The sequence below is a fragment of the Mesorhizobium sp. B2-2-3 genome, from assembly GCF_006442405.1.
Classification (GTDB): domain Bacteria; phylum Pseudomonadota; class Alphaproteobacteria; order Rhizobiales; family Rhizobiaceae; genus Mesorhizobium.
In genome coordinates this window covers 146,866-168,077 of record NZ_VFWC01000002.1, presented here as the reverse complement: position 1 = coordinate 168,077, position 21,212 = coordinate 146,866, and the positions used below count along the sequence as shown (strand labels likewise).

The window sequence follows — 21,212 nt, the reverse complement described above, 5'->3', positions numbered from 1 at the left end:
CCGGTGCTCCCGTACCCAAAAAGTACGCTCGCTCCGGTTCTCGAAAACGCCATCCTATGGCTCGCAGCAGCGAGTTCCGAAAACGGTTTCGGGCCCTCCGCGTTGCTAAGGAGTGATGGCCGTCGTCGTGCCAGCCCTGGCGGCCGCGGCTGCCGGATTTGTCTTCGGCGGCCAGGCGAAATCGTCGGCGCGGCCGGGCGAAGCCACCGGCGCCTTGCCCTCGACTACCAGTTTTTCGCCGGGCAGGCCCGGGTTGGCCTTCGCGGGCGGTCCGGCGCCGAGCAGTTCCGTGCCGCCGTCGAGCGCCGGATCGCTGAGCAGCATCGGCGCGGTGCGGTCAATGACGATGGGAGCGGCGGCCGGCGCCGGCGCCTCGACCGGCGCGCCGGCAGGAGCAGCGGTCGGGGCGACGCTTCCCGGCGCGGCCAGGCCCAGGACCTTCATCAACGGCTTTTCGGTATAGAAGGCGAGCTTGCGCTTGCCGGCCTTCGACATGTTGATGCCGTCATCGGAGCGCAGCCGCACGGGCTGGCCGTTGATGTCGGGGCCACTGGTGACGAAGGCGCCGTTCTCATCGACGAATCCATCCCAGATATCGACAAATTCGCCGCCATGGCTTTCGGCCACCTGACGGTAGATGTCGTTGAAGGCGAGCATGTCGGATGTCATCTTCGAAACCCTGAACGCCGGCATGCCGACCCACAGGAAAGGTACCTTGGTCGTGGCGATGGCCTTGCCGAACGCTTCGGTGCGACGCTCGTATTCCTTGGTCCAGGTCTCGGAACGGGGCTGCTCGCGCACATCCCCCACCTTCATCGGCTGGCGGTCGTTGGAACCCAGCATCACGACCACGGCGGCGGGTTTTTCTGTCTCTACCAATGACTTGATCTGTTCTGGCCAATTGTAGAAATCATCGCGCACGAAGCCCGACGAGCCATTGGAGCGAACGACGATCCTGACGCCGGTATTCTCGGCAAAGGCGGTGTCGAGACCTTCGGCGAGCCCGGCCGCCATGAAATCGCCGACCACCAGGACGACCCGGGCGTCCGGCGCCTTCTCGGCGATCGGGATTTCCGGTTCCGCGGGCGGACGCGGCGCGCGCGGCTTTTTTGCCTTGGGCCTGGGCCTTGGTTTCTGGATGTCCAGCGGCGGCTCGATCCGCTCGCTGCGGCGCGGGAACAGAAGGTCACGCAATGACCAGCCGCGGCCTTGCTGCTCCTGCGCCATGGCGGGCGCATGGAAGGCGCCTGCCATGGCGACGGCGAGCACGGCGACGGCCAGGAACAGCACCAGCATGCGGGGAACGAACGTCCCGATGCGCGCAGCCCAAGCCAATCGCTCCTCCTCAGTTCATGACAGGCCCTATTTTTGCCTGAGCCATTTGAGCACTTCCATGCTCGGATAGCCGTCCTGGGTCAAGCCGACCTTTGCCTGATAGGCCATGATGGCCGACTTCGACCCGTCGCCGATCTTGCCGTCGAATTTGCCATCATAAAGGCCGTGCTGGGAAAGCCGCTTCTGCAATTCCTGCCTTTCCTCGAACGTCAGCTTGGTGAAAGGCCGTTTCCAATCCTGTACGAGGCCGCTGGAACCGGCGATCTCGTCCGCAAGAAGGCCAACGGCGAGCGCGTATTTGTCGGCATTGTTGTAGGCCTTGATGACCGAGAAATTCCTGATCATCAGGAAAGCGGGGCCGCCGCGGCCATCCGGTACTTTCAACGTCGCCTTGTCGCTGAGGTTCCTGAACGGCTTGCCGCTCGCCCTGACCACGCCGAGCGCCTGCCATTGCGCCAGCGTCCTGGAGCCTGCGGGCAGCTTGCCGGCCGGCAAGGCCACCTCGTAGCCCCAGGTCTTGCCGGCCTGCCAGCCATTCTTCTTGAGCAGATTGGCTGATGTCGCCAGCGCATCGGGAATGGAATTCCAGATGTCGCGCTTGCCGTTGCCGTCCATGTCCACGGCATAGTGCTGGTAGCTGGTCGGGATGAACTGGGTCTGGCCCATGGCGCCCGCCCAGGAACCCATGAGGTGGCTCTCGTCGATGTCGCCGGTCTGGAGGATCTTCAGTGCGGCGACCAGTTGCGTGCGGGCATATTTCGACCGCTTCTGATCGCCATAGGCCAGGGTCGCCAGCGAGCGGACGACATTGCGCATGATGTCGTCGCGCTTGAGGATCTCGCCATAGTTGGATTCCATCGACCAGATGGCCAGCAGGACGTTGCGGTCAACGCCGAACCTCGCCTCGATCCTGTCCAGCCACGGCTTCCATTTCCTGGCCATCTGCTGGCCGACCGCGACCGACTGGTCGTGGACGCGGTTGTCGAAATAATCCCAGGCGGGCGCGGTGAATTCCGGCTGGGTTCGGGCTTTTTCCAGCACCACCGGATCGGGTTCGTCGATGCCCCTGAAGGCGCGGTCATAGACGGCGCCGGAAACGCCCCCCTGCACCGCGGTGGCGCGGAAGCCGGCGACCCATTGCCGGAAGCCGGCATCGGCGAAGGCCGGCCCGGCAGGCATCAGCATGGCGAGCGAGAGGCTGGCGGCCGTCATGACGCTCGTTAAACGCTTTGCGGCATTGCGAACGGACATCTTTTCCTCCTTCTCCGTCTTGGGAAAGACCATTCATCGCCGAACCAGGTTAGGAATTGGTTTACCATAGGCCGCCCCTGGAACGAAAAGGCGCCTCGATGCTTCTACCGGTGCAAGTTTCCCTTCATTCGCCCGATAATCCTGAATTCCGGCGTGAAAATGTCGCGGCGCGGGATTGCGGAGCCGGCCTGCAAACGGATAATTGAAGGCATGAAGAGAGTTCGCAAGGCAGTTTTCCCGGTCGCAGGTCTCGGCACGCGGTTTCTCCCGGCCACCAAGGCCGTCCCCAAGGAAATGCTTACCGTCGTCGACCGGCCCGTCATCCAATACGTGGTGGACGAGGCGCGCGAGGCAGGCATCGAGCATTTCATCTTCGTCACCGGGCGCAACAAGGCGGTCATCGAGGATCACTTCGATATCCAGTTCGAGCTCTATGACACGCTCGCCCAGCGCGGCAAGGACGACCAGCTCGCCAGGCTGCAGCGGCTGCAGCCCGGGCCGGGACAGACCAGCTTCACTCGCCAGCAGGTGCCGCTCGGACTTGGCCATGCCGTCTGGTGCGCGCGCGAACTGGTCGGCGACGAGCCGTTCGCGCTGTTGTTGCCCGACATGATCATGCAGTCGGAAAAGAGCTGCATGAGGGACATGGTCGACCTCTATGCCGAGACCGGCAACAACATCATCGCGGTTCAGGAATGCGATCCCGCCGAGACCCATAAATACGGCATCGTCGGCCGGGGCGAAGCCACCCATCATGGCTTCCGCATCACCGAGATGGTGGAAAAGCCGAAGACCGGCACCGCGCCCTCCAATCTCTACATCAATGGCCGCTACATATTGCAGCCCGAGATTTTCAAAATCCTCGAAGGCCAGGAGAAGGGCGCCGGAAACGAGATCCAGCTCACGGACGCAATGCTGAAGCTGGAGAAGCAGCAGCCCTTCTACGGCTACCACTTTCAGGGCCGCACCTTCGATTGCGGATCGCCGGAAGGGTTCGTCGAGGCCAATGTGGCCTTCGCGCTCTGGCGCAACGACATGAACCAGAGCATGGCCGGCGTTATCCGCAGGCTTCTCGACGAGATGGCGCCTTCGGAGGACGTTGTGGCGGCGCTTTAAGGGAGGCGCTGTCTGGCCGATGTCTCGGATGCGGCACGCAGCTTAGCGGCCCGCGCTTACCGCTGCACCTTCAAGCCGAGATAGATGCTGTTGGCGGTGTAGTCGCGGCCAGGCAGGTTGCTGGTGAGCTTCTCGGTCCTGGCGCGGGTGGTGAGGCCGGCATAGCGGTTCAGCCACCATGTCAGCCCGGCTTCGGCGCTCAGCACCCTGTCATGGCCGTCTATGCCGATATAATCGCGCCAGTCCAGGCCCAGCGCGGCATTGCCGGTCAGGTTGGCGCGGATCTGGCGTTCGGCCGTGAGGCGGCCGGAATAGAGGATGTCGCCGCTTTCACCTGCGGTGGTCGTGGGCTCGACCGTGGTCCGCCCGGTCAGGCCGATCGTGGTGCCGCGTTCGGGCGACCATTTCAGGTCGGCGTCCACGGTGGCACCCGCGATCGCCCCCAGGCGGTCGTCGTCGATCGCTTCCCGCAGCCAGCCGGCCGAGAACTCGCCGGCGAGCTTCTCGCCCATGTCGAGCTCGAGGCCGGCGCGGGCACCAAGCCGCGTTGATGAACGCTCGAAACCTTCATTGTCGAAGCGTTGATCATAGGCCCTGCGCCCGAGCTCGATTTCGGTGAAAGGCGTAAGGGCAGGGGAGATTTCGTAGCCGGTGCGCAAGGTCGCCGTATAAAGCGTGGAGTTACGATCCTTCTGCGACAGCGAGGTGTCGTCAGAAAGCTTGGCATCGCCATAGAAGTCGTGCGAGACCGCGCCGGTCAAAGTGTATTGCGCCTTGCCGACGTCCTTTTCGATGCCGAGGCTGCCGTCGATGGTCTGGCGCAGCGGTTGCTTGCTGACGCCTGCAATGGCGTCGGGCGACGAGGCCGATTCCGGCACGGCCTCGTAACCGAGCTTGGCGACGGCGCGTTGCTCGTTGTCGAGGTCGACATTGAGCTGGCCTTCGATGCGGCCTTGCTCATTGTGAACCGGGTAGCCCGAGACGGTCTCGCGGAAGAGGCCATAACCATCAATGGTCGCGGAGTTCTCGCGCCAGTCGGAGGCGGCGGAAAAGCGCAGTGCCGTCTCGGACAGCAGCGCCGCTTTGCCGGCACTGCTGGAATCGCCGTTCGAGGTGGCGGTCAGGCCCTGCTCCAGCGTCGGCCTTATGACGAAGGAGCCCCATTTGATGCCTGGAGCGGCGAACGGATCGTCCTCGATTTTCTTCTTCTGCCCTTCGATGGAAGCGGTGCGTTCGGCGCCCGGATCGAGCTGCTGCCGGTCGACGCTGTCGATCGTGACGGCGCGGCGGTTGGCGGTCTCCTGGTCGGTGCCGGTGCCGGTGCCGGTGACGGTGGCGTCGGCATCGTCGGCCGTGCTGGCGGTCGTGGTCGCGTCGGTCGTCGCGGTGGTGTTCTTTTTCTTTGTCTTCGCCCTGTCGGCGGCCTTGTCCGCATTGGCCTGCCCGGTGGCCGATGGCCGGCGTGGTTTGGGCGGAGGCGGATTGTCGGCGGTCACGTCGTCACCGGCCGCCGGCGGGTCGAAGATGCTGCCAGTGGGCGAGGCGGCACCGCTATCGTCAGGAGCAGCGCCGGCGCTGGCGGGCAGATAGGTGCGCGACGGCGTGTCGTCCTGACCGGCGGCATTCGCTGGCTGCTGTTGACCCTGACCGGCTATGGCGGCCAGTCTCGCTTTGCGCTGCTGGTCGGACAGGATCGCCGATTCCGAGACCTCGCCGCGCAGCTCCGTTTCCTGGGCGAAGGACAGCGTCGGTCGCGGCAGGCCGAAGATGCTGGTCGCCAGCAGCAAGGCGCAGGCAGCCTTGCTCTTTCGCCTTCTCGTCTTTTCTGACTGGGCCCCGGACATCGCCACCACTGCTTGCGCGGCGCGAGCGCGCGCCATACTTACCGAACCGTAAATGGGGATGGTTAACGGAGGGTTGAGGCGGGGGGCGATTGCTTTTCCAAGCGCTCATTGTTCCAGGCCTCGACATTCGTGACCTTGCGCTTCGTTCATTCGAACCGCTCTCCTAGACGGTCGGGGGAGGCATTTCCGTTGGACAGGCGCGGCACAAAGCGCTAATCGCATCGGCCATGGATGCGCGATCCCTCGACAAGAAGCCGTTGGACAGACAGGCCTCGATCGCTTCGGCGCTAAGAACGGTGGCGACCGAACAGGCGGGAGTGGCAGCGCTGGCCGAGGCGCTCGAAAACGGGCTGGCGAAGCCCTTTGCCGAAGCGGTCGACATGATCTCGAGGATCGAAGGCCGGGTCATCGTCACCGGCGTCGGCAAAAGCGGCCATATCGGCTCGAAGATCGCCGCGACCCTGGCCTCGACCGGAACGCCGGCCTTTTTCGTCCACCCCGCTGAAGCCAATCACGGCGATCTCGGCATGATCGCCAGGGACGATGCCATCATCGCCATGTCATGGTCGGGCGAAAGCAAGGAGATGATGGGCATCGTCGCCTATTCCAGGCGCTTCTCCATCCCGCTCATTGCAATCACGTCCGGTGAGACATCGGCGCTGGCGCGCGCCGCCGATGTCGTGCTTTTGCTGCCGCGTGCGCCGGAAGCCTGCCCGCATGGCCTGGCGCCGACGACATCGGCACTGCTGCAACTGGTGATGGGCGACGCACTGGCGATCGCCCTGCTCGAGGCGCGGGGTTTCACGCCCGATCATTTCCGCACCTTCCATCCCGGCGGCCAGCTCGGCGCCAACCTGATGCAGATCCGCGAGATCATGCATGTCGGCGAGAGATTGCCGCTGGTCGTTTCGGGCACCGGCATGCAGGACGCGATCCTGGAGTTGTCGCGCAAGGGCTTCGGCTGCGTGGCGGTCACCGCCGCCGACGGCGCGCTGATCGGCATCGTCACCGATGGCGACATCAGGCGTCACATAGGCAGCAACCTGACGGCGATGACCGTCGATCAGGTGATGACGAGATCTCCCAAGACCGCGGCGCCGGACACGCTGGTGGCGACCGCACTGCAGACGATCAACAATTCAGCCATCACCAGCCTGATGGTGGTGGAGGGCAACAAGCCCGTCGGGCTCGTCCACCTGCACGATCTTTTGCGCATCGGCGCTGCGTAGGGCAGTTCACCGTTTCACGGAAACGGCGAACTGCTCTATCTCTTTGTTTCTGCACAATTCCGGACGGAAAACCGTACACACTTTTCCTGGAATTGCGCTAGCGCGGAGCCGGTTTCACACTCGCTCGACGGTCAGTTCGAGATCGGTGTCGGCGGCTCCGGTGACGCGCACCTGGGTGCCGGCCGGCAGGTCAGGGCCAGAGACGCGCCACAGCGTGTCGCCGAGCTTGATGCGGCCGCGGCCGTCGCGGATCGGCTCGGCCAGCGTCGCCATCCTGCCGATCATCTGCGCCCCACGGCGGTTGAGCAGCGGCTGGTCGGTCGGCTCGTCGCGTCCGCCGATGAGTTTCTTGCCGACCAATGCCGAGACCAGCGACAGCGCGAGGAAGACGAGCACTTGGACCTGCCAGGTCCAGCTGGCCGCATCCCAGACCAGCAGCGATACCGCGCCCACGATCAGCGCGGCGATGCCGGTCCACAACATGAAGATGCCCGGTGCGATGATTTCCATCGCCAAAAGCACGAAGCCCAGAACCATCCAGTTCCACGGGCCGAGTTCGGAAACGATGCGGTCGATCATGGTTTTGATCCACTCACAAAGGCATTAGTTGTCGCTCGGCCTGACGACCGGAGGTCGTGAGACCTGCCGCTGCGTGCCGGACGGCCCGTCGCCCTTGAACACTTCCCTGGCGATCTCGCCGATGCCGCCCAGCGAGCCGATCAGCGACGACGCTTCGAAAGGCATCAGCACGATCTTGCTGTTGGTGGCCGAACCGATCTTGCCCAGCGCTTCGGTGTATTTCTGGGCGACGAAGTAGTTGAGCGCCTGCACATCTCCCTTGGAGATCGCTTCCGACACCACTTGCGTGGCGCGGGCTTCCGCTTCGGCGGAGCGTTCGCGTGCCTCGGCATCGCGGAAGGCGGCTTCCTTGCGGCCTTCGGCCTCGAGGATCTGCGACTGCTTGAGGCCCTCGGCGGCAAGGATCTGCGCGCGTTTGTTGCGTTCGGCCGTCATCTGCCGGCCCATCGATTCGATCAGGTTGGCGGGCGGATTGATGTCCTTGATCTCGACGCGGGTGATCTTGATGCCCCAGGGATGGGCCGCTTCGTCGACCACGCGCAGCAGGCGCTCGTTGATCGCGTCGCGGTTCGACAGCAGCTCGTCGAGGTCCATCGAGCCCATCACGGTGCGGATGTTGGTCATGGTCAGGTTGAGGATGGCGTTCTGCAGGCCGGAAACCTGGTAGGCCGCCTGCGCCGCGTTGAGGATCTGGAAAAAGGCGATGCCGTCGACGCCGACGATGGCGTTGTCGCGGGTGATGATCTCCTGGCTCGGGACATCGAGCACCTGCTCCATCATGTTCAACTTGGCGCCGATGCGATCGATGAACGGCACGATGAGGTTGAGGCCTGGCGACAGCGTTTTCGTGTAACGGCCAAAGCGTTCGACCGTATAATTGTAGCCTTGCGGGATTGTCTTTATGCCTTTGAACAGCACCAGCACGACAAGAGCGACCAGAACAATAATCGCGATATCGAAACCACTGAAATCCATTTGGCTCTCCCTCAAGAGGCAAGCCATGGGAGCCATTCTCCCGCAGCCGGCTTCAGCAAACACTTAAGTGTGTTTCAACAACGTTACAATCAGGTGATGAGGGATTGTTTGTGTCGCTGCTGCCGGTGGCTGAAGGCGAACAGGCTTGCGTCCGTATCTTCCGATCCGGCGATGGCGGCAGAAACGATTTCGGATGCGATTTGCGAGAAGGCGATGCCGTTGCCGCCATAGCCCATCACGGCCTGGATGCGCGGATGCCCAGGGATGGCGCCGATATAGGGCAGGCCGGTGGTTGTGGTGCCGAAGGAGCCGGTCCAGGCAAAATCGGGCCTGGTGTCCAGATCCGGGAACAGGCGGCCGAGCTTCCTGGCCAGTCTCAGGCTCTTGCCGGCGATCAACGCGTCACGCCGTTCCTTGTCGATAAAATCCTCGTCTTCGCCGCCGCAGATCACCCTGCCGTCGGCTGTCGCCCTTGCATAAAGATAGGGGTCCGACGCTTCCCAGATGAGGGCCGCGTCCGGCCAGATCTTTCGCGGCTGCGAGCGTGTGGCGATGGCCCATGTCGAGATGACGCGGTGGGCGGCTGCCGGCACGATGTCGGTCAACTCGTAGCCGGTCGCGAGCAGGACGTGCTGCGCGGTGATTGTGGGGCCGCCCCTGGTGGCGACGACGACCTCCTTGGCGCTGTCTTCGATCGTGGTCGCCTCGACCGGGGCGTAGAGGCGCGCCTTGCGCTCCAGCGCTTTCAGCAGCAATCCGGCGGTCAGTTTGCGCGGATCGAGCGCGATGTTGCCATGGCTGAGGATGGCGCCGTCGCGCTCGATGCCGAATCGCGCAGCCAGCGGCGCAGGGGCGAGATAGGTCGCGGCGATGCCCGCCTGTCGCCGCGCCTCGGTCTCGTCACGCAACTGCGATGGGCCGAGCACGGTACCGGCCAGATAGAGGGAGGGGGCGCGGCTCAGGCGGCAGTTGATGGAGAGCTCGGCTATGCGGCCGGCAAGGTTGGAAACGGCCAGACGCGAGCGCCGCCAGGCCTGTTCCGCCGAGGCCTTGCCGATCATCCTGCCGAGTGCCGTCAGCGGCTGGTCGATCTCGAACTGCACCAGGGCGGTGGTCGCCGACGTCGACCCTCTCAGCGGGCCGCGCCGGTCGATGCAGACCACCGAATGGCCGTCCGCCGTCAGCGCTTCTGCGATCATGGCGCCGCTGATGCCCATGCCTATCACCAGCACATCGGCCTTGGCGTCACGGGTCAGAGCGCTTGTCGGGACAGCGGGTGCCCGATAGGCGGACCAGACTGGCCGGCCGCTTCTGAGGTCGAGCTTGCGGGGCATCGATGGTCTCCGGAGGGCGCGCCTCAACGCCCCGGAACGTCCATTGTTCCCGGTTTCAGATCCAGCCGGACAGTTCGCGCCGCACCATCGCCTCGATCACCGCCATGCCTTCGGGACTGTCGTTGAGGCAGGGGATGTGCGCGAATCTTCCGCCGCCGGCATGATGGAAGGTTTCCGCCGCCTCGCGGCCGATCTCGTCCAACGTTTCGATGCAGTCGACGGAAAAGCCGGGGTTGACGATGGCAATCGATTTCACGCCGTCCTTGGCCAGTTTCTCCACCGTCTTGTCGGTGTAGGGCTGCAGCCATTCCTGTGCGCCGAAGCGCGACTGGAAGGTGGTGATCAGCTTCTTCTCGTTCCAGCCGAGCCTCTCGCGCAGCAGCCGTGTCGTCTCGAGGCAATGCGCGCGGTAAGGATCGCCTCTGTCGGAATAGGGTTTCGGGATGCCGTGATAGGAGGTGATGACCACCTCCGGTTCGAAGTCGAGGCTCGCCAGATGCCGTTCGATCGAATGGGCGAGCGCCTCGATATAGACCGGTTCGGCATAGTAGGGCGGCACGCTGCGGACGGCAGGCGCCGCACGCATCTTCATCAGCGCCCGGAACAACTGGTCATTGGCAGTCGCCGTGGTGGTGGCCGAATATTGCGGATAGAGCGGAAAGGTCAGGATGCGGTCGCAGCCCTGCGCGACCAGGCTTTCGGCGACGCTCGCGGTCGAGGGATTGCCGTAGCGCATCGCCCAGCCGACGACCACGTCGGGCAGGTCGCGCAATGCCACGGTCAGCTTCTCGGCCTGGGCGCGGGTATAGGTGCGCAGCGGCGACTCGTTGTTCTCGCGATTCCAGATCCTGGCATAGTTGGCGCCCGACTTCTTCGGTCGCGTGGTCAGCACGAGGCCGTAGAGGATCGGATACCAGATCGCCTTGTTGAGTTCGATGACGCGCGGGTCGGACAGGAATTCGCGGAGATAGCGCCACATCGGCCTGAAATCGGTGCCGTCCGGCGTGCCGAGATTGACCAGCATGACGCCGACCTTGCCCGCCTTGGCCGGCGAATGTCCGGCCGGTCTCGGTCCCACGGTCCTCGCGGGCTTGGCGTCGACAGGGATGGAAGGCGGCATTGCGGGTCTCCGAACACGGCGCGAAAGTAGCGACGCCGCGCTGCTTTTCAATGCAGCGTCTGGCCGCACCTTACCAAAAACAGGACGCCCGCCCTGTTTCGGCGGGTGTCCCTGCGCGCAAAGGCGAAGGCGGTTACCTCGGCGGTATGGTCAAGGTGGCGCCGACCGGAAGCCGGCGCGGCTCGTAGCCCTTGTTGGCTTCAGAAATGACTTTCCACCTGGTGCCGTCGCCATAGGCCTTCTTTGCCAGGTCCCAATAGGTATCGCCGGCGACGATGACATGGCTGGTTTCGGCCGGTGCGGCCTCGGCGGGCTTTGCCGGCTCAGCCGGCGCGGGTGTTGCCGGGGCAGGGGCGGCTTCGGTAGGCTTTGCCGGTTCCGCAGGTGCTGGCGTTGCCGGAGCGGCAGGCGTTGCCGGTGCGGGCGCAGGCGCGGCCTCGGTCGACACGGCCGGCGGCGTGTTGGCGATATCGCCGGAGTTGGCAGGCAGATCGGGCATTGCTTCGGCTGGCTTGGCGGGCTCCGCCGCAGGCGCGGCCGCTGTCGTCGCGGCGATCTCGGTGATGCGGCCGTCGAGCTTGGGCGTGTAGGGCCGGTGCGCGCCGAGATAGTCGGCGACCACCTGTTCGAGGCCGGGGCCGTAATCATAGGCGTTCTTGGCCTTTTCGGCGAAAACCTTGTAGCCGTCGCCGCCCTGGCGGACATAGTTGTTGGTGGCGACCAGATAGTCCTTGTCGGGATTGAGCGGCGTCCAGGCGCCGTTCTCCATCACCTCGACAGACTTGACGCGGCCGGCATTGGCCGGGGCGGATTTGTCGAAGGCGTATTTCAGGCCGGCCACCTGCGGGAAGCGGCCGGCGCCGTCTTCGACCTGGCTGAGGCCGCTTTCGAGCCCGGCAACAAGGTCCTTGCCCGAGATCTGGAAGGTCGCCAGCGTGTTCTGGAAGGGCAGCACGGTCAGCACCTCGCCCATGGTGACGGTGCCCTTGTCGATCGAGGCGCGCAGGCCGCCGCCATTGGAGATGACGATCTCGACGCCCTGTCCCTTGACGCGGTCGAGGATGGCGTCGGAGACGAGATTGCCCATCGCGCATTCGCGGGCGCGGCAGCTCTCGCGGCTGCCGTCGATGACGTCGGTGGTCTCGGCCACTTCCTTGTTCTTGAGCGCTTCGATCGGCGCGCCGAGCTCCTTGATGCGGGCGAGCACGGCGGGATCGGGCGTGATCGACTTGTCGAGGAGGATCGGGTCGCCGCTCGCCGACTTGACGACGCCATTGTCGTCGAACACGACCTTGAACTCTCCGAGATATTTCGAATAGGACGCCGCCTGCACGACCGGCACCTTGTAGCCGTCCGGATTGTCGACCATGGTCGGATAGGGGCCTGCCGCCTTCGGATCGGTGTTGGACAAAAGCGTATGGCTGTGGCCGCCGACGACCACGTCGACGCCCGGGATCTTCGCTATGACATCGCGCTCCCTGTTGTAGCCGATATGGGTCACGGCAATGATCTTGTTGACGCCCTCTCCCTTCAGCTTCTCGACCTCGGCCGTGATCGACTTGACGTCGTCCTCGATGGCGATGTTGGGGCCGGGAGTGGCGAGTTCGGGCGTATCGTTGGTGACGGCGCCGATGATGCCGATCTTCTGGCCGCCGACCTCGACGACGATGGACGGCTTGACGCGGTCACCGAGCTTGGACTGCGCGTTGGCTTTCACATTGGCGCCGAGCACGGGGAACTTGATCATGTCGAGGAACGGCGCCAATGCCGTTTCGCCGTCGTCGAATTCATGGTTGCCGAGCGCCATGGCATCGAACTTCATGTCGTTGAGGAACTCGCCTTCGGCCTTGCCCTTGTAAGTCGTGTAGAACAGCGAACCCTGGAAATTGTCGCCGGCGCTGAGCAACAGCACGTTCTGGCCTTCCAGCTTCTTGCGCTCCTGCGCGATCGCCGTGACCAGCCGGCCGGCACCGCCGACGCATTCGCCCTTTGTCTCCTCGTCCGCCGAGCAGGTGGATTCGTATTTGTTGTTGCTTTCGATGCGGCTGTGCCAGTCGTTGATGTGCAGGATATTCAGCGTGTAATCGGCAAAAGATGCGCCGGCCGACAGGCCCAGCGTCGACGCGGAAAGGGCGGCAATGGCGGCAAGCTTCTTCATCTTCGTCTCCCGGATAGGCTGATCAGAGCCGTTTAGCGCTCTTGCTTGACCGGTCTCTAACAGCCGGCTTTTTCAGCCATGTTCCCATCGCGTTCCGGAGCATGCAAGGGAAAATCGGGGCAAAACCCCGTTGATCTCTGCGGGGCACAAAAAAGGACGGCGGCCATTGGCCGCCGTCCTTGGATGTCTGAATGCCTGGCGGTTCAGGCGCGCCGGGTCAACACGAAATTCTGGCCGGAGCCGCTGGTGCAGTTGAGCTGGCTGGTGGACACCAGCAAGCAGTTGAAGCTCACCGGAGTCTGCCGGATCAGCGAGGTACCGTGGATCTCGACCGAAGTGGCGCCGGTCATCGTATAGGTACCGTCGGACAGCTTCTGGCCGGTATCGGTCGCTACCGTGGTGAAGGTTCCGCCGGCAAAGGTCGAAAGACCGGTGCCCTTGGCGTCGATCCAGGAGCCTTCGACGCCCTTCGGCGCGGCCCCTATCGACGGCTCGTCGGGACCGCTGGTTGCACAAGCGGCCAGCCCCACCATCGTGGCCGCCGCAACACTCATCGAAAGAATCTTGCGCGCAATGGTCATGTAAAAATCCTCTCCTCGCCCGTCGGCCCGAAATCGGAAAACGACTTTCGGAAAGCACGGTGCATGCATCCAAGTTTCAAGAGCGTAGTTCATGCGTCCAGATGGACGCGGCTTGCTCCCGTCCGCATCCTTCAATCGCCCGATTTCCGGGCGATTGCAAGGCAGTGAGGCATGCTTGGCGCGACGCTATCGCACCAGGATGTTGCGGAATTGCCACGGGTCGTTCCGGTCGAGGTCCTCCGGAAACAGGCCGGGCCGATTATCGAGCGGCGTCCAGTCGGTATAATAGCCCTTCACCGGTCCGAGATATTGCGACTGCACGTCCAGACAGCGCTTGTAGTTCATCTCGTCGGCCTCGACGATGCCGGCCTCGGGGTTCTCCAGCGCCCAGACCATGCCGGCCAGAACCGCCGAGGTGACCTGCATGCCGGTGGCGTTCTGGTAAGGCGCCAGCTTGCGCGCTTCGGCGAGCGACAGTTGCGAGCCGTACCAGTAGGCGTTCTTGTCATGGCCGTAGAGCAGCACGCCGAGCTCGTCTACGCCGTCGACCAGTTCGTTTTCGTCCAGCACATGGTGTACCGGTTGCGCCTTGCCGGCAGCGCCGAACATTTCATGCAGCGACAGCACCGCGTCGTTGCAGGGATGATAGGCGTAGTGGCAGGTCGGGCGGTACTGAACCTTGCCCTTTTTGGACCGCACGGTGAAGAAGTCGGCGATCGAGATCGCCTCGTTGTGGGTCACCAGGAAGCCGTATTGGGCACCTGGCGTCGGGCACCACGAGCGCACGCGCGTGTTGGCGCCGGGCTGCTCCAGATAGATTGCGGCCTTGGAACCATGTTTGTGTTTCTTGCCGTTCTTGGGCATCCATTTCTCATGCGTGCCCCAGCCGAGTTCGGCGGGCTGCAGGCCCTCGGAGATGAAGCCCTCGACCGACCAGGTGTTCCAGAACACGTCCATCGGCTTCGGCTTCTTGGTGCGCTGGGTGTCGCGCTCGGCGATATGGATGCCCTTGACGCCGGCCTTCCTCATGAGCTTCGCCCAGCCCTCGCGGTCTTCCTGCGCGGGTTCCGAAAACTCGAGGCCGAGATCGGTGGCCAGGTTGACCAATGCCTGCTTGACGAACCACGAGACCATGCCCGGATTGGCGCCGCAGGTGGAGACCGCCGTCGTGCCGCCGGGCTTGTCGTGCTTTTCCTTGAGCAGCGACTCGCGCAACGCATAGTTGGTGCGGCTGGCATTGTCGGCCTCGGCATCGAAGTAGAAACCGAGCCATGGCTCGACGACCGTGTCGATGTAGAGCACGCCGAGCTTGCGGCAGAGCCGCATCAGATCCACCGAGCCGGTGTCGACCGACAGGTTGACGCAAAAACCCTGGCCGCCGCCATTGGTCAGAAGCGGGGTCAGGAGCTTCTTGTAATTCTTCTCGGTCACCGCATCCTGCATGAAGGTGATGCCACGCTCGTCGAGCAGCGCGCGGTCGGTGCCGAGCGGGTCGATGACCGTCATGCGCGATTTGTCGAACTTGAAATGGCGCTCGATCAGCGGCAGCGTGCCCCGTCCGATCGAGCCGAAGCCGATCATCACCACAGGGCCGGTGATCTCACCGTAAACGGGCCAGTTTTCATTCGCCATTTTATCGAGCACTCCTTCAGACAGGTGCAAACCCGGGCATTCTCGCCCAACGGGCATGCGCTACATCACAGATCATTGTCATAAACCAGTGAAAAGCGCCAACCGCCGGTCAGGCGGCGTTCGCCATTTGGTTAAGGACGCCGACCAGCCGGTCGCGGTCTGATGTCAAGCCCTTGTAATCGAGCTGGGCGATGTCGAGCGCTTCGAGCTGGGCAGCGAAAGCCGGAGCCAGCGTCGCCCGGTCGGGGTGATGCGCCAACGCCGCCAGCGGGTCGAGATGAATGCGGATGGTGAACAGGATGTCGCCCGAGACGGGCAGTTTTCGAAGCGTCTGCCGCTCGACGCGGATGAAGGCGTGGGCATTGGCGTCGCCATCGGCAAATCGCGACGGGCGGCTGGCGGCGCGCTCGTTTCGCTCGACATTGGACAGCGGGTGGTAGAGCGCATCGCCCGATTGAATCGACCAGTTGTAGCGCTCCACGGCCTGGCCCTGGAGGCCGTCGAACATGCGGTTGATCAGCTCGGCCGGCCGCGTGCCAGGGCCAAAACCCGGCACAGGCGCATGGATCTGCTGCAACGGCTTGCCGAATTTTTCGAGCAGCGACCAGGACGAGGGAAAGCAGAGCGAGCCGGCGGCGAGCCGCCAGCCGTCTTCGCCGCGGCGCATCAGGATCAGGTCTTCCTGGACGAGCAGCGAGGCCGCGACAAGCGGCGCCTTGGCGAAGTCGCCCTCGGGATTGCCGGCGGCGCCGATCACCTCGACCCCGCCACTGGCACGCCGATGGGTCTCGGGAAATGCCCGCGGCAAGTGCGCTTCGAGCAGGTCGAGCACTTCGCGCTGGGCATCGCGCGTGCCGTCTTCCTCGACGAACACGGTGCCGGGCATTTCGGCATAGAGCCGCTGCTTCTCGGCGAGGAACGGCAGGAGATGTTCGTCGACTTCGATCCAGTCGGCCAGGGCAAGCGGCTTCAGCCCGATGGTGAACAGCTTGGACGAGCCATCATAGGGCGTGTGGGTGGGCAGCGATGTCATGCTTCAGATCAGTTTTGCCGGGATCAAGCCGCGCAGTGAATTGCCGACATAGAGCGCCCTGGCGGATTTCAAGTCGTCAAAGCTGTAGATCGCCTCGCGGGCGCGGCCTTCATCCAGAAGCGCGCCGCGCAATACGCCAGGCAGCAGCCCGCAATCGAGGCGGGGCGTCAAAAGCATGCCGTCGCCGAAATCGGCGAAGACATTGGTGATGGTGCCTTCGCACATCTCGCCACGCTCGTTGGCCAACAGCACTTCGTCGGCCTGGGTGATGAGGTATTCGGCGCGGGCATGCGCGTAGACCTGCCGGTGGCTGGTCTTGTGGCGCAGCAGCATGTCGTTCGAATCGAGCCTCGTGCGCGCCAGCCGCAGCGTCCAGACCTTATCGGCGGCGAGCGGCTCATAGGGCTGGACCGAGGCGGCCGTGTCGCCACTGCGCGCCAAAGCCAGGCGCGTGCGCAAGGCGTTGCACGCGCCGTCGACAGCCTTGCCCAACACGTCGCCGATCCTTTGCGGGTCGCAGGCAAAACCGAGTTCGGCCGCCGAACCATAGAGGCGCGCCAGATGCCGCTCGAAGCGCAGGAAGCCCATGGGCGGCTCCCAGCGCATGGTCTCGATCAATTCGAAACCGGCGGCGTTCCCGTCGCGAAGCGGGCTTTCAAGAGACACTCCTGATACTCCTCCTGCGCGGTTGAATCGAAGACGATGCCGCCGCCGACATTGTAGACGGCCTCGCCGCCGGGAAAGAGCGAGATGGTGCGGATCGCCACGGAAAAGCGCATCGTGCCGCCGGGCGCGATCCAGCCGATGGCGCCGCAATAGACATCGCGGGGCGTGCCTTCAAGGTCATGCAGGATCTCCATGGCGCGGATTTTCGGCGCGCCGGTGATGGAGCCGCAGGGAAACAGCGCTGCAAAAATCTGGCGGATCGTGAGGCCCGGCAGCAGCTTCGCCCTGACGTCGCTCACCATCTGGTGGACGGTCGGATAGGTCTCGATGCGGAACAGCTCTGGCACTTCCAGCGTACCGACCTCGCTGATCAGCGAGATGTCGTTGCGAAGCAGGTCGACGATCATCCGGTTCTCGGCCTGGTTCTTCTCATCATTGCGCAGGAAGGTTTTCTGGCGCTCGTCGTCGGCTTCCGTCGCACCACGCGGCGCCGTGCCTTTCATCGGATGGGTCTCGACCATGCCCTGGGCGTCGATCTCGAAGAACAGTTCGGGTGAGCGCGACAGCACGACCGGATCGCCAAGCGAAACCAGGGCACCATATTTCACCGGCTGGCGTTCGGTCAGCGCGTCGAAGGCGGCGAGCGGATCGCCCGACCATTGCGCATGCACCGGGAAGGTCAGGTTGCCCTGGTAGCAGTCGCCTTGCCTGATGTGCCGGTGCAGCCGCGAGAACCGCTTCTCGTAATCCTCGAACGACCATGTCGCCCTTGCATCGAAGATCGGGCCGTTGGTCGCCGCCGCCTTACGGGGCGGCACCGGCTCTTGCACCGGCGCGTCAAAGACGCCCAGGCAGACCAGCGGGGCGCGGCGCCCGGCCGGCAGCAACGGAACCAGCTTCGGCTCCAGCAGGTAGCCCGCCTCGTACGAGAAGTAGCCGGCAAGCCACTTGCCGGCATCATGCGCGGCCTGGGCCGCCTGCAGCGCGGCCGAGAAATCCCGGGCCTCGTGCGCCGTGATGATGTCGTCCGGTCGGTCGAAAACGAGCTGGCGCGCGCTTTCGTCATTGCGGAAAATTGCGGCGGGCAGGGGCATGGAACTCGGGCGTGGATCGATGAAGCCAATGATGGCTCTATATGGGGGGGCAGCCGCGCGCAATCGAGGGAGCGGCACCTTGCCACTTAAACCCGACCTGTCGCCCGATCCGTGGGCAGACCTTGCGGCCAAAAGCAAACCGGCGGCGCTTCGTTCGCGCCGCCGGCCGCAATCGTCGGATCTGCCCTGTCGCTCAGGTGTTGCTGGCGGTTCCAGCCGACGGAAACTGCCTGGCGAATTCCGCCTCGTTGCCGGCGGCGAGCAGCTTGGCCTGCTCGATCCAGCGCTCGCGCGCGATACGGCCGTCGAAATTCATGACGTCCTCGATCCGCTTGATATCAGCGGCTGTCCAGGCGGCGATCTGGGCAAAGCTGGTGACGCCTTGTGCCCTGAGCAGTTTCTCGTTGACCGGGCCGATACCGATCAGCCGGCGCAGATTGTCGGGTTTGCCGGAAGCCGCCTTGGCCGGCGCGGCCTTCGCCGGTGCCGCCTTCCTGGGCGCCACGCTGGCCTTGGGTGCCGCCTTGGCGGCAGCGGCCTTCGGCGCGCCAGTCTTCGCGGCGCTGGAAGCGGCCTTGGCCGCAGCCGGCTTCCTGGGCGCCGGCTTGGCCGCCGGAGCGGATTTGGCAGGGGTGGGCGTCGACATCAAGGCGGCCGGCGCCGGCGCCGCCGCCTTTGCCGGGCCGGAGCCGGTCGAGGCCTCGCGCAGCTGGCGCTCGAGATCGGCGCGGGTGCGCCCGCAGGCATCCAACTCGCCGGTCAGGCGATCGCTGTCGGCCCGCAGCCGGTCGCGCTCGCTGCGTGTGCGGTCGAGGTCGCCGCGCAAGCTGTCGAGCTCACCGCGCAGGCGTCCCCAGATGAACCAGCCAACCAGCACACCCACAAGGAACGCCAGGAGCATGTAGAAAAAAGTGCCCATTGTCTCTCTCTCCAGTCAGATCCGTCTGCCGCGGCATTGGACTTAATGACCTTCGGCGAAGGACTACTCGATGATGGTTCGGCCGCCTGCGGAACAGCCGGCCTCAGTCGAGCCGTCGGCGTCGGCTTTGCAAGCCATGGCCAATGGCCGTCGTCGCGTGCACCGGAACGCCGCGATCGGCTGAGACTTCCCCGCCCGACCCGCATGCTCCGGCTGAGCTTGGCGGGGAGGCTATCATAGAGCTTATGGAAAGCTATGGGAAAACTACGAAAGAGAGTTATTCAAGAACAGATATTTAGACCAAGAATAGTGTGGGCCCAATATGCATTCCGGCTAAACTGTTCTGAGCAGGTGGGGACGACGTACAGAAGACGCCTCAGTTGTCGAGCGCTTCCAGCTCGTCGATCAAGCCGCTGATCACGCCAAGCCCGATCTGCCAGAAGGCGGGATCGGTGGCATCGAGGCCGAAAGGCGCCAGAAGCTGCGAATGATGCTTGGTGCCGCCGGCGCGCAGCATCTCGAAATATTTGTCCTGGAAGCCGCGCTCGGCGTTCTGGTAGACCGCGTAGAGCGAGTTCACCAGACAGTCGCCGAACGCATAGGCGTAGACGTAGAAGGGCGAATGGATGAAGTGCGGGATGTAGGTCCAGAAGACTTCGTAGCCGTCGCGCAACTTTATCGCCGGGCCCAGACTTTCCGCCTGCACCTCCAGCCAGAATTGGCCGAGCCTGTCGGATGTCAGTTCGCCGTTGCGGCGCTCCGCATGCACCTTGCGCTCGAATTCGTAGAAGGCGATCTGGCGCACGACCGTGTTGATCATGTCCTCGACCTTCTGGGCGAGCATGGCCTTGCGCTCGCGCCTGTCGGTGGTCTGCTCGAGCAACGAGCGGAAGGTCAGCATCTCGCCGAAAACGGACGCCGTCTCGGCCAGCGTTAGCGGCGTCGAGGCCATCAGCGCGCCCTGGCCGCCGGCCAGCACCTGATGCACGCCATGGCCAAGCTCATGCGCCAGCGTCATCACATCGCGCGGCTTGCCCATGTAGTTGAGCAGTACGTAGGGGTGCGCCGAAGGCACGGTCGGATGGGCGAAGGCGCCGGGGGATTTGCCTGGGCGCACCGGCGCGTCGATCCAGTTGCGGTCGAAGAAAGTCCGCGCGATCTCGGCCATCTCGGGCGAGAAGCGCTGATAGGCGGACAGCACCGTGTTCCTGGCCTCGTCCCAGCCAATCACCGCCTGCGGCGTCTCCGGCAACGGCGCGTTGCGGTCCCAGTGGTTCATCACCTCCATGCCCAGCCAGCGCGCCTTCATCCGGTAATAGCGGTGTGACAGGCGCGGATAGGCCTCGCGCACCGCCGAAGCCAGCGCATCGACCACACCGCGCTCGACGCGGTTGGCGAGATGGCGTGCATCGGCGATGTCCTCGAAACCGCGCCAGCGGTCCGAGATTTCCTTGTCCTTGGCCAGCGTGTTGGTGACCAGCGTGAAGGTGCGCAAATTCCTCCGGAAGGTCTGGGCGAGCGCCTCGGAGGCGCGGCGTCGCACCTCGCCGTCGGCATCCTGCAATCGGTTCAGGGCCGGTTCCAGCGTCAGCTCCTCGCCGTCGACGTCGAAGCGCAGGTCCGTCATAGTCTCGTCGAACAGCCGGTTCCAGGCGCCGCGCCCGGTGATCGACTTCTCGTGGAACAGCTGCTCGACGCGATCCTCGAGCTGATAGGGCTTGTCCAGGCGCAGATCGAGCACCCAGGGCCGGTAATGACCGAAGGCGGGGTCGGCGGCGAGCGCGCCCTCGATGGCCGCGTCGTCGATCAGGTTCAGTTCGAGCGCGAAGAACAGAAGATGCGCGCTGGCGTCGGTCATCTTCTCCTGGATGTCGCCATAGAGCTTGGCGCGCTGCGGATCGGCGGTGTTGCCGGCGTAGATGAGGCCGGCATAGGAGACGATGCGGCCGATCAGCTCTTCCAGAGCCTCATAGGCGACAAGCGCCTCGCCCAGCCTGCCTGCGCTGCCGCGCTCGGCCTCGGCGGATAGCGTGCCCTTCCAGCGGCTCTCGAAGGCGATCGCATCGGCGGCGGCTTTGGCGATGTCGCGCTTCAACTCCGGCGCCTCCATGCCCGCATAGAGGTCGGTAAGATTCCATTCCGGCAGATCGCCAAGCTCGGCGGCGCCCTGACCGGAAGCTGGCGCCGCAAGCCGCCGATCAAACATCACGCGCATCGACAATACCTTCTTTTGAATCAAGTGGCCGGGCCAGGGCCAGAATCAAGGAGAACGGAGAAGCCGGTCAAATCCTAAGGAATTCGTTCACCGGGTTTTTTGAAACCTTATTTAGAACCCTGTGCCAAGAT

General features: G+C 64.2%; 17 protein-coding genes. 2 read left to right on the top strand and 15 right to left on the bottom strand.

The features are described 5' to 3' along the window. Nucleotides 1-105: 105 nt before the first annotated feature. Nucleotides 106-1,335, bottom strand: a complete 1,230-nt coding sequence (locus tag FJ951_RS03930; protein WP_140513686.1) for a DUF459 domain-containing protein — start codon at nucleotides 1,333-1,335, stop codon at nucleotides 106-108. 27 nt (nucleotides 1,336-1,362) lie between these two features. After that, nucleotides 1,363-2,586, bottom strand: a complete 1,224-nt coding sequence (locus FJ951_RS03925; protein WP_140513685.1) for a lytic murein transglycosylase — start codon at nucleotides 2,584-2,586, stop codon at nucleotides 1,363-1,365. 201 nt (nucleotides 2,587-2,787) lie between these two features. On the opposite strand from FJ951_RS03925, the gene galU reads away from it, so the two are divergent. After that, nucleotides 2,788-3,702: a UTP--glucose-1-phosphate uridylyltransferase GalU gene (gene galU, locus FJ951_RS03920; protein WP_181165245.1), complete on the top strand. Its 915-nt coding sequence runs from the start codon at nucleotides 2,788-2,790 to the stop codon at nucleotides 3,700-3,702. A gap of 56 nt (nucleotides 3,703-3,758) precedes the next feature. Here galU and FJ951_RS03915 read toward each other — a convergent pair whose 3' ends face one another. Beyond that, nucleotides 3,759-5,546, bottom strand: a complete 1,788-nt coding sequence (locus FJ951_RS03915; RefSeq protein ID WP_181167716.1) for an outer membrane beta-barrel protein — start codon at nucleotides 5,544-5,546, stop codon at nucleotides 3,759-3,761. Between the two features lie 227 nt (nucleotides 5,547-5,773). Here FJ951_RS03915 and FJ951_RS03910 point away from each other — a divergent pair, with 227 nt between their 5' ends. After that, nucleotides 5,774-6,775 (top strand): KpsF/GutQ family sugar-phosphate isomerase, encoded by a 1,002-nt coding sequence (locus FJ951_RS03910; protein WP_140496281.1) that lies wholly within the window; start codon nucleotides 5,774-5,776, stop codon nucleotides 6,773-6,775. A 114-nt stretch (nucleotides 6,776-6,889) separates the two neighbouring features. Here the strand turns inward: FJ951_RS03910 and FJ951_RS03905 are convergent, their stop codons facing one another. The 12 genes from FJ951_RS03905 to FJ951_RS03850 form a co-directional block, all read right to left on the bottom strand. Continuing rightward, nucleotides 6,890-7,354 carry an NfeD family protein gene (locus FJ951_RS03905; protein WP_140496280.1) on the bottom strand — a complete coding sequence of 155 codons (465 nt, stop codon included), beginning with the start codon at nucleotides 7,352-7,354 and terminating at the stop codon, nucleotides 6,890-6,892. 24 nt (nucleotides 7,355-7,378) lie between these two features. Further along, complete coding sequence (locus FJ951_RS03900) at nucleotides 7,379-8,329, bottom strand: SPFH domain-containing protein (protein ID WP_140513683.1); 951 nt, start codon at nucleotides 8,327-8,329, stop codon at nucleotides 7,379-7,381. A gap of 89 nt (nucleotides 8,330-8,418) precedes the next feature. After that, complete coding sequence (locus tag FJ951_RS03895; protein ID WP_140513682.1) at nucleotides 8,419-9,663, bottom strand: FAD-binding oxidoreductase; 1,245 nt, start codon at nucleotides 9,661-9,663, stop codon at nucleotides 8,419-8,421. A gap of 55 nt (nucleotides 9,664-9,718) precedes the next feature. Further along, a complete protein-coding gene (gene hemH / locus FJ951_RS03890; protein WP_140513681.1) occupies nucleotides 9,719-10,783 on the bottom strand; it encodes a ferrochelatase in 1,065 nt (354 codons plus the stop codon). Nucleotides 10,784-10,916: 133 nt separating this feature from the next. Further along, nucleotides 10,917-12,941 carry a bifunctional metallophosphatase/5'-nucleotidase gene (locus FJ951_RS03885; protein ID WP_140513680.1) on the bottom strand — a complete coding sequence of 675 codons (2,025 nt, stop codon included), beginning with the start codon at nucleotides 12,939-12,941 and terminating at the stop codon, nucleotides 10,917-10,919. Nucleotides 12,942-13,144: 203 nt separating this feature from the next. Next, a complete protein-coding gene (locus FJ951_RS03880) occupies nucleotides 13,145-13,522 on the bottom strand; it encodes a hypothetical protein (RefSeq protein WP_140496275.1) in 378 nt (125 codons plus the stop codon). A 186-nt stretch (nucleotides 13,523-13,708) separates the two neighbouring features. After that, nucleotides 13,709-15,154 (bottom strand): homospermidine synthase, encoded by a 1,446-nt coding sequence (locus tag FJ951_RS03875; protein ID WP_140513679.1) that lies wholly within the window; start codon nucleotides 15,152-15,154, stop codon nucleotides 13,709-13,711. Between the two features lie 109 nt (nucleotides 15,155-15,263). Then, complete coding sequence (locus tag FJ951_RS03870; protein WP_140513678.1) at nucleotides 15,264-16,187, bottom strand: DUF3445 domain-containing protein; 924 nt, start codon at nucleotides 16,185-16,187, stop codon at nucleotides 15,264-15,266. A 3-nt stretch (nucleotides 16,188-16,190) separates the two neighbouring features. Next, a complete protein-coding gene (locus FJ951_RS03865; protein ID WP_140513677.1) occupies nucleotides 16,191-16,853 on the bottom strand; it encodes an aminotransferase class IV family protein in 663 nt (220 codons plus the stop codon). Beyond that, nucleotides 16,802-17,947 (bottom strand): aminodeoxychorismate synthase component I, encoded by a 1,146-nt coding sequence (locus FJ951_RS03860; protein ID WP_140513676.1) that lies wholly within the window; start codon nucleotides 17,945-17,947, stop codon nucleotides 16,802-16,804. Before FJ951_RS03860 ends, FJ951_RS03865 begins: the two co-directional genes overlap by 52 nt. Nucleotides 17,948-18,140: 193 nt before the next feature. After that, the gene (locus tag FJ951_RS03855; protein ID WP_140496270.1) at nucleotides 18,141-18,866 is read right to left on the bottom strand and encodes a proton-conducting membrane transporter; all 726 of its coding nucleotides are present in this window, start codon (nucleotides 18,864-18,866) and stop codon (nucleotides 18,141-18,143) included. A 376-nt stretch (nucleotides 18,867-19,242) separates the two neighbouring features. After that, a complete protein-coding gene (locus tag FJ951_RS03850) occupies nucleotides 19,243-21,081 on the bottom strand; it encodes a M3 family oligoendopeptidase (protein WP_181172196.1) in 1,839 nt (612 codons plus the stop codon). Nucleotides 21,082-21,212: the final 131 nt, after the last annotated feature.

Bases quoted from the DNA above. Each gene is read 5' to 3' on its own strand.
- FJ951_RS03925 (WP_140513685.1), bottom strand. From the start codon at position 2,586: ATGTCCGTTCGCAATGCCGCAAAGCGTTTAACGAGCGTCATGACGGCC.
- FJ951_RS03915 (WP_181167716.1), bottom strand. From the start codon at position 5,546: ATGTCCGGGGCCCAGTCAGAAAAGACGAGAAGGCGAAAGAGCAAGGCT.
- FJ951_RS03910 (WP_140496281.1), top strand. From the start codon at position 5,774: ATGGATGCGCGATCCCTCGACAAGAAGCCGTTGGACAGACAGGCCTCG.
- FJ951_RS03905 (WP_140496280.1), bottom strand. From the start codon at position 7,354: ATGATCGACCGCATCGTTTCCGAACTCGGCCCGTGGAACTGGATGGTT.
- FJ951_RS03900 (WP_140513683.1), bottom strand. From the start codon at position 8,329: ATGGATTTCAGTGGTTTCGATATCGCGATTATTGTTCTGGTCGCTCTT.
- FJ951_RS03895 (WP_140513682.1), bottom strand. From the start codon at position 9,663: ATGCCCCGCAAGCTCGACCTCAGAAGCGGCCGGCCAGTCTGGTCCGCC.
- hemH (WP_140513681.1), bottom strand. From the start codon at position 10,783: ATGCCGCCTTCCATCCCTGTCGACGCCAAGCCCGCGAGGACCGTGGGA.
- FJ951_RS03885 (WP_140513680.1), bottom strand. From the start codon at position 12,941: ATGAAGAAGCTTGCCGCCATTGCCGCCCTTTCCGCGTCGACGCTGGGC.
- FJ951_RS03880 (WP_140496275.1), bottom strand. From the start codon at position 13,522: ATGACCATTGCGCGCAAGATTCTTTCGATGAGTGTTGCGGCGGCCACG.
- FJ951_RS03875 (WP_140513679.1), bottom strand. From the start codon at position 15,154: ATGGCGAATGAAAACTGGCCCGTTTACGGTGAGATCACCGGCCCTGTG.
- FJ951_RS03870 (WP_140513678.1), bottom strand. From the start codon at position 16,187: ATGACATCGCTGCCCACCCACACGCCCTATGATGGCTCGTCCAAGCTG.
- FJ951_RS03860 (WP_140513676.1), bottom strand. From the start codon at position 17,947: ATGCCCCTGCCCGCCGCAATTTTCCGCAATGACGAAAGCGCGCGCCAG.
- FJ951_RS03855 (WP_140496270.1), bottom strand. From the start codon at position 18,866: ATGGGCACTTTTTTCTACATGCTCCTGGCGTTCCTTGTGGGTGTGCTG.
- FJ951_RS03850 (WP_181172196.1), bottom strand. From the start codon at position 21,081: ATGCGCGTGATGTTTGATCGGCGGCTTGCGGCGCCAGCTTCCGGTCAG.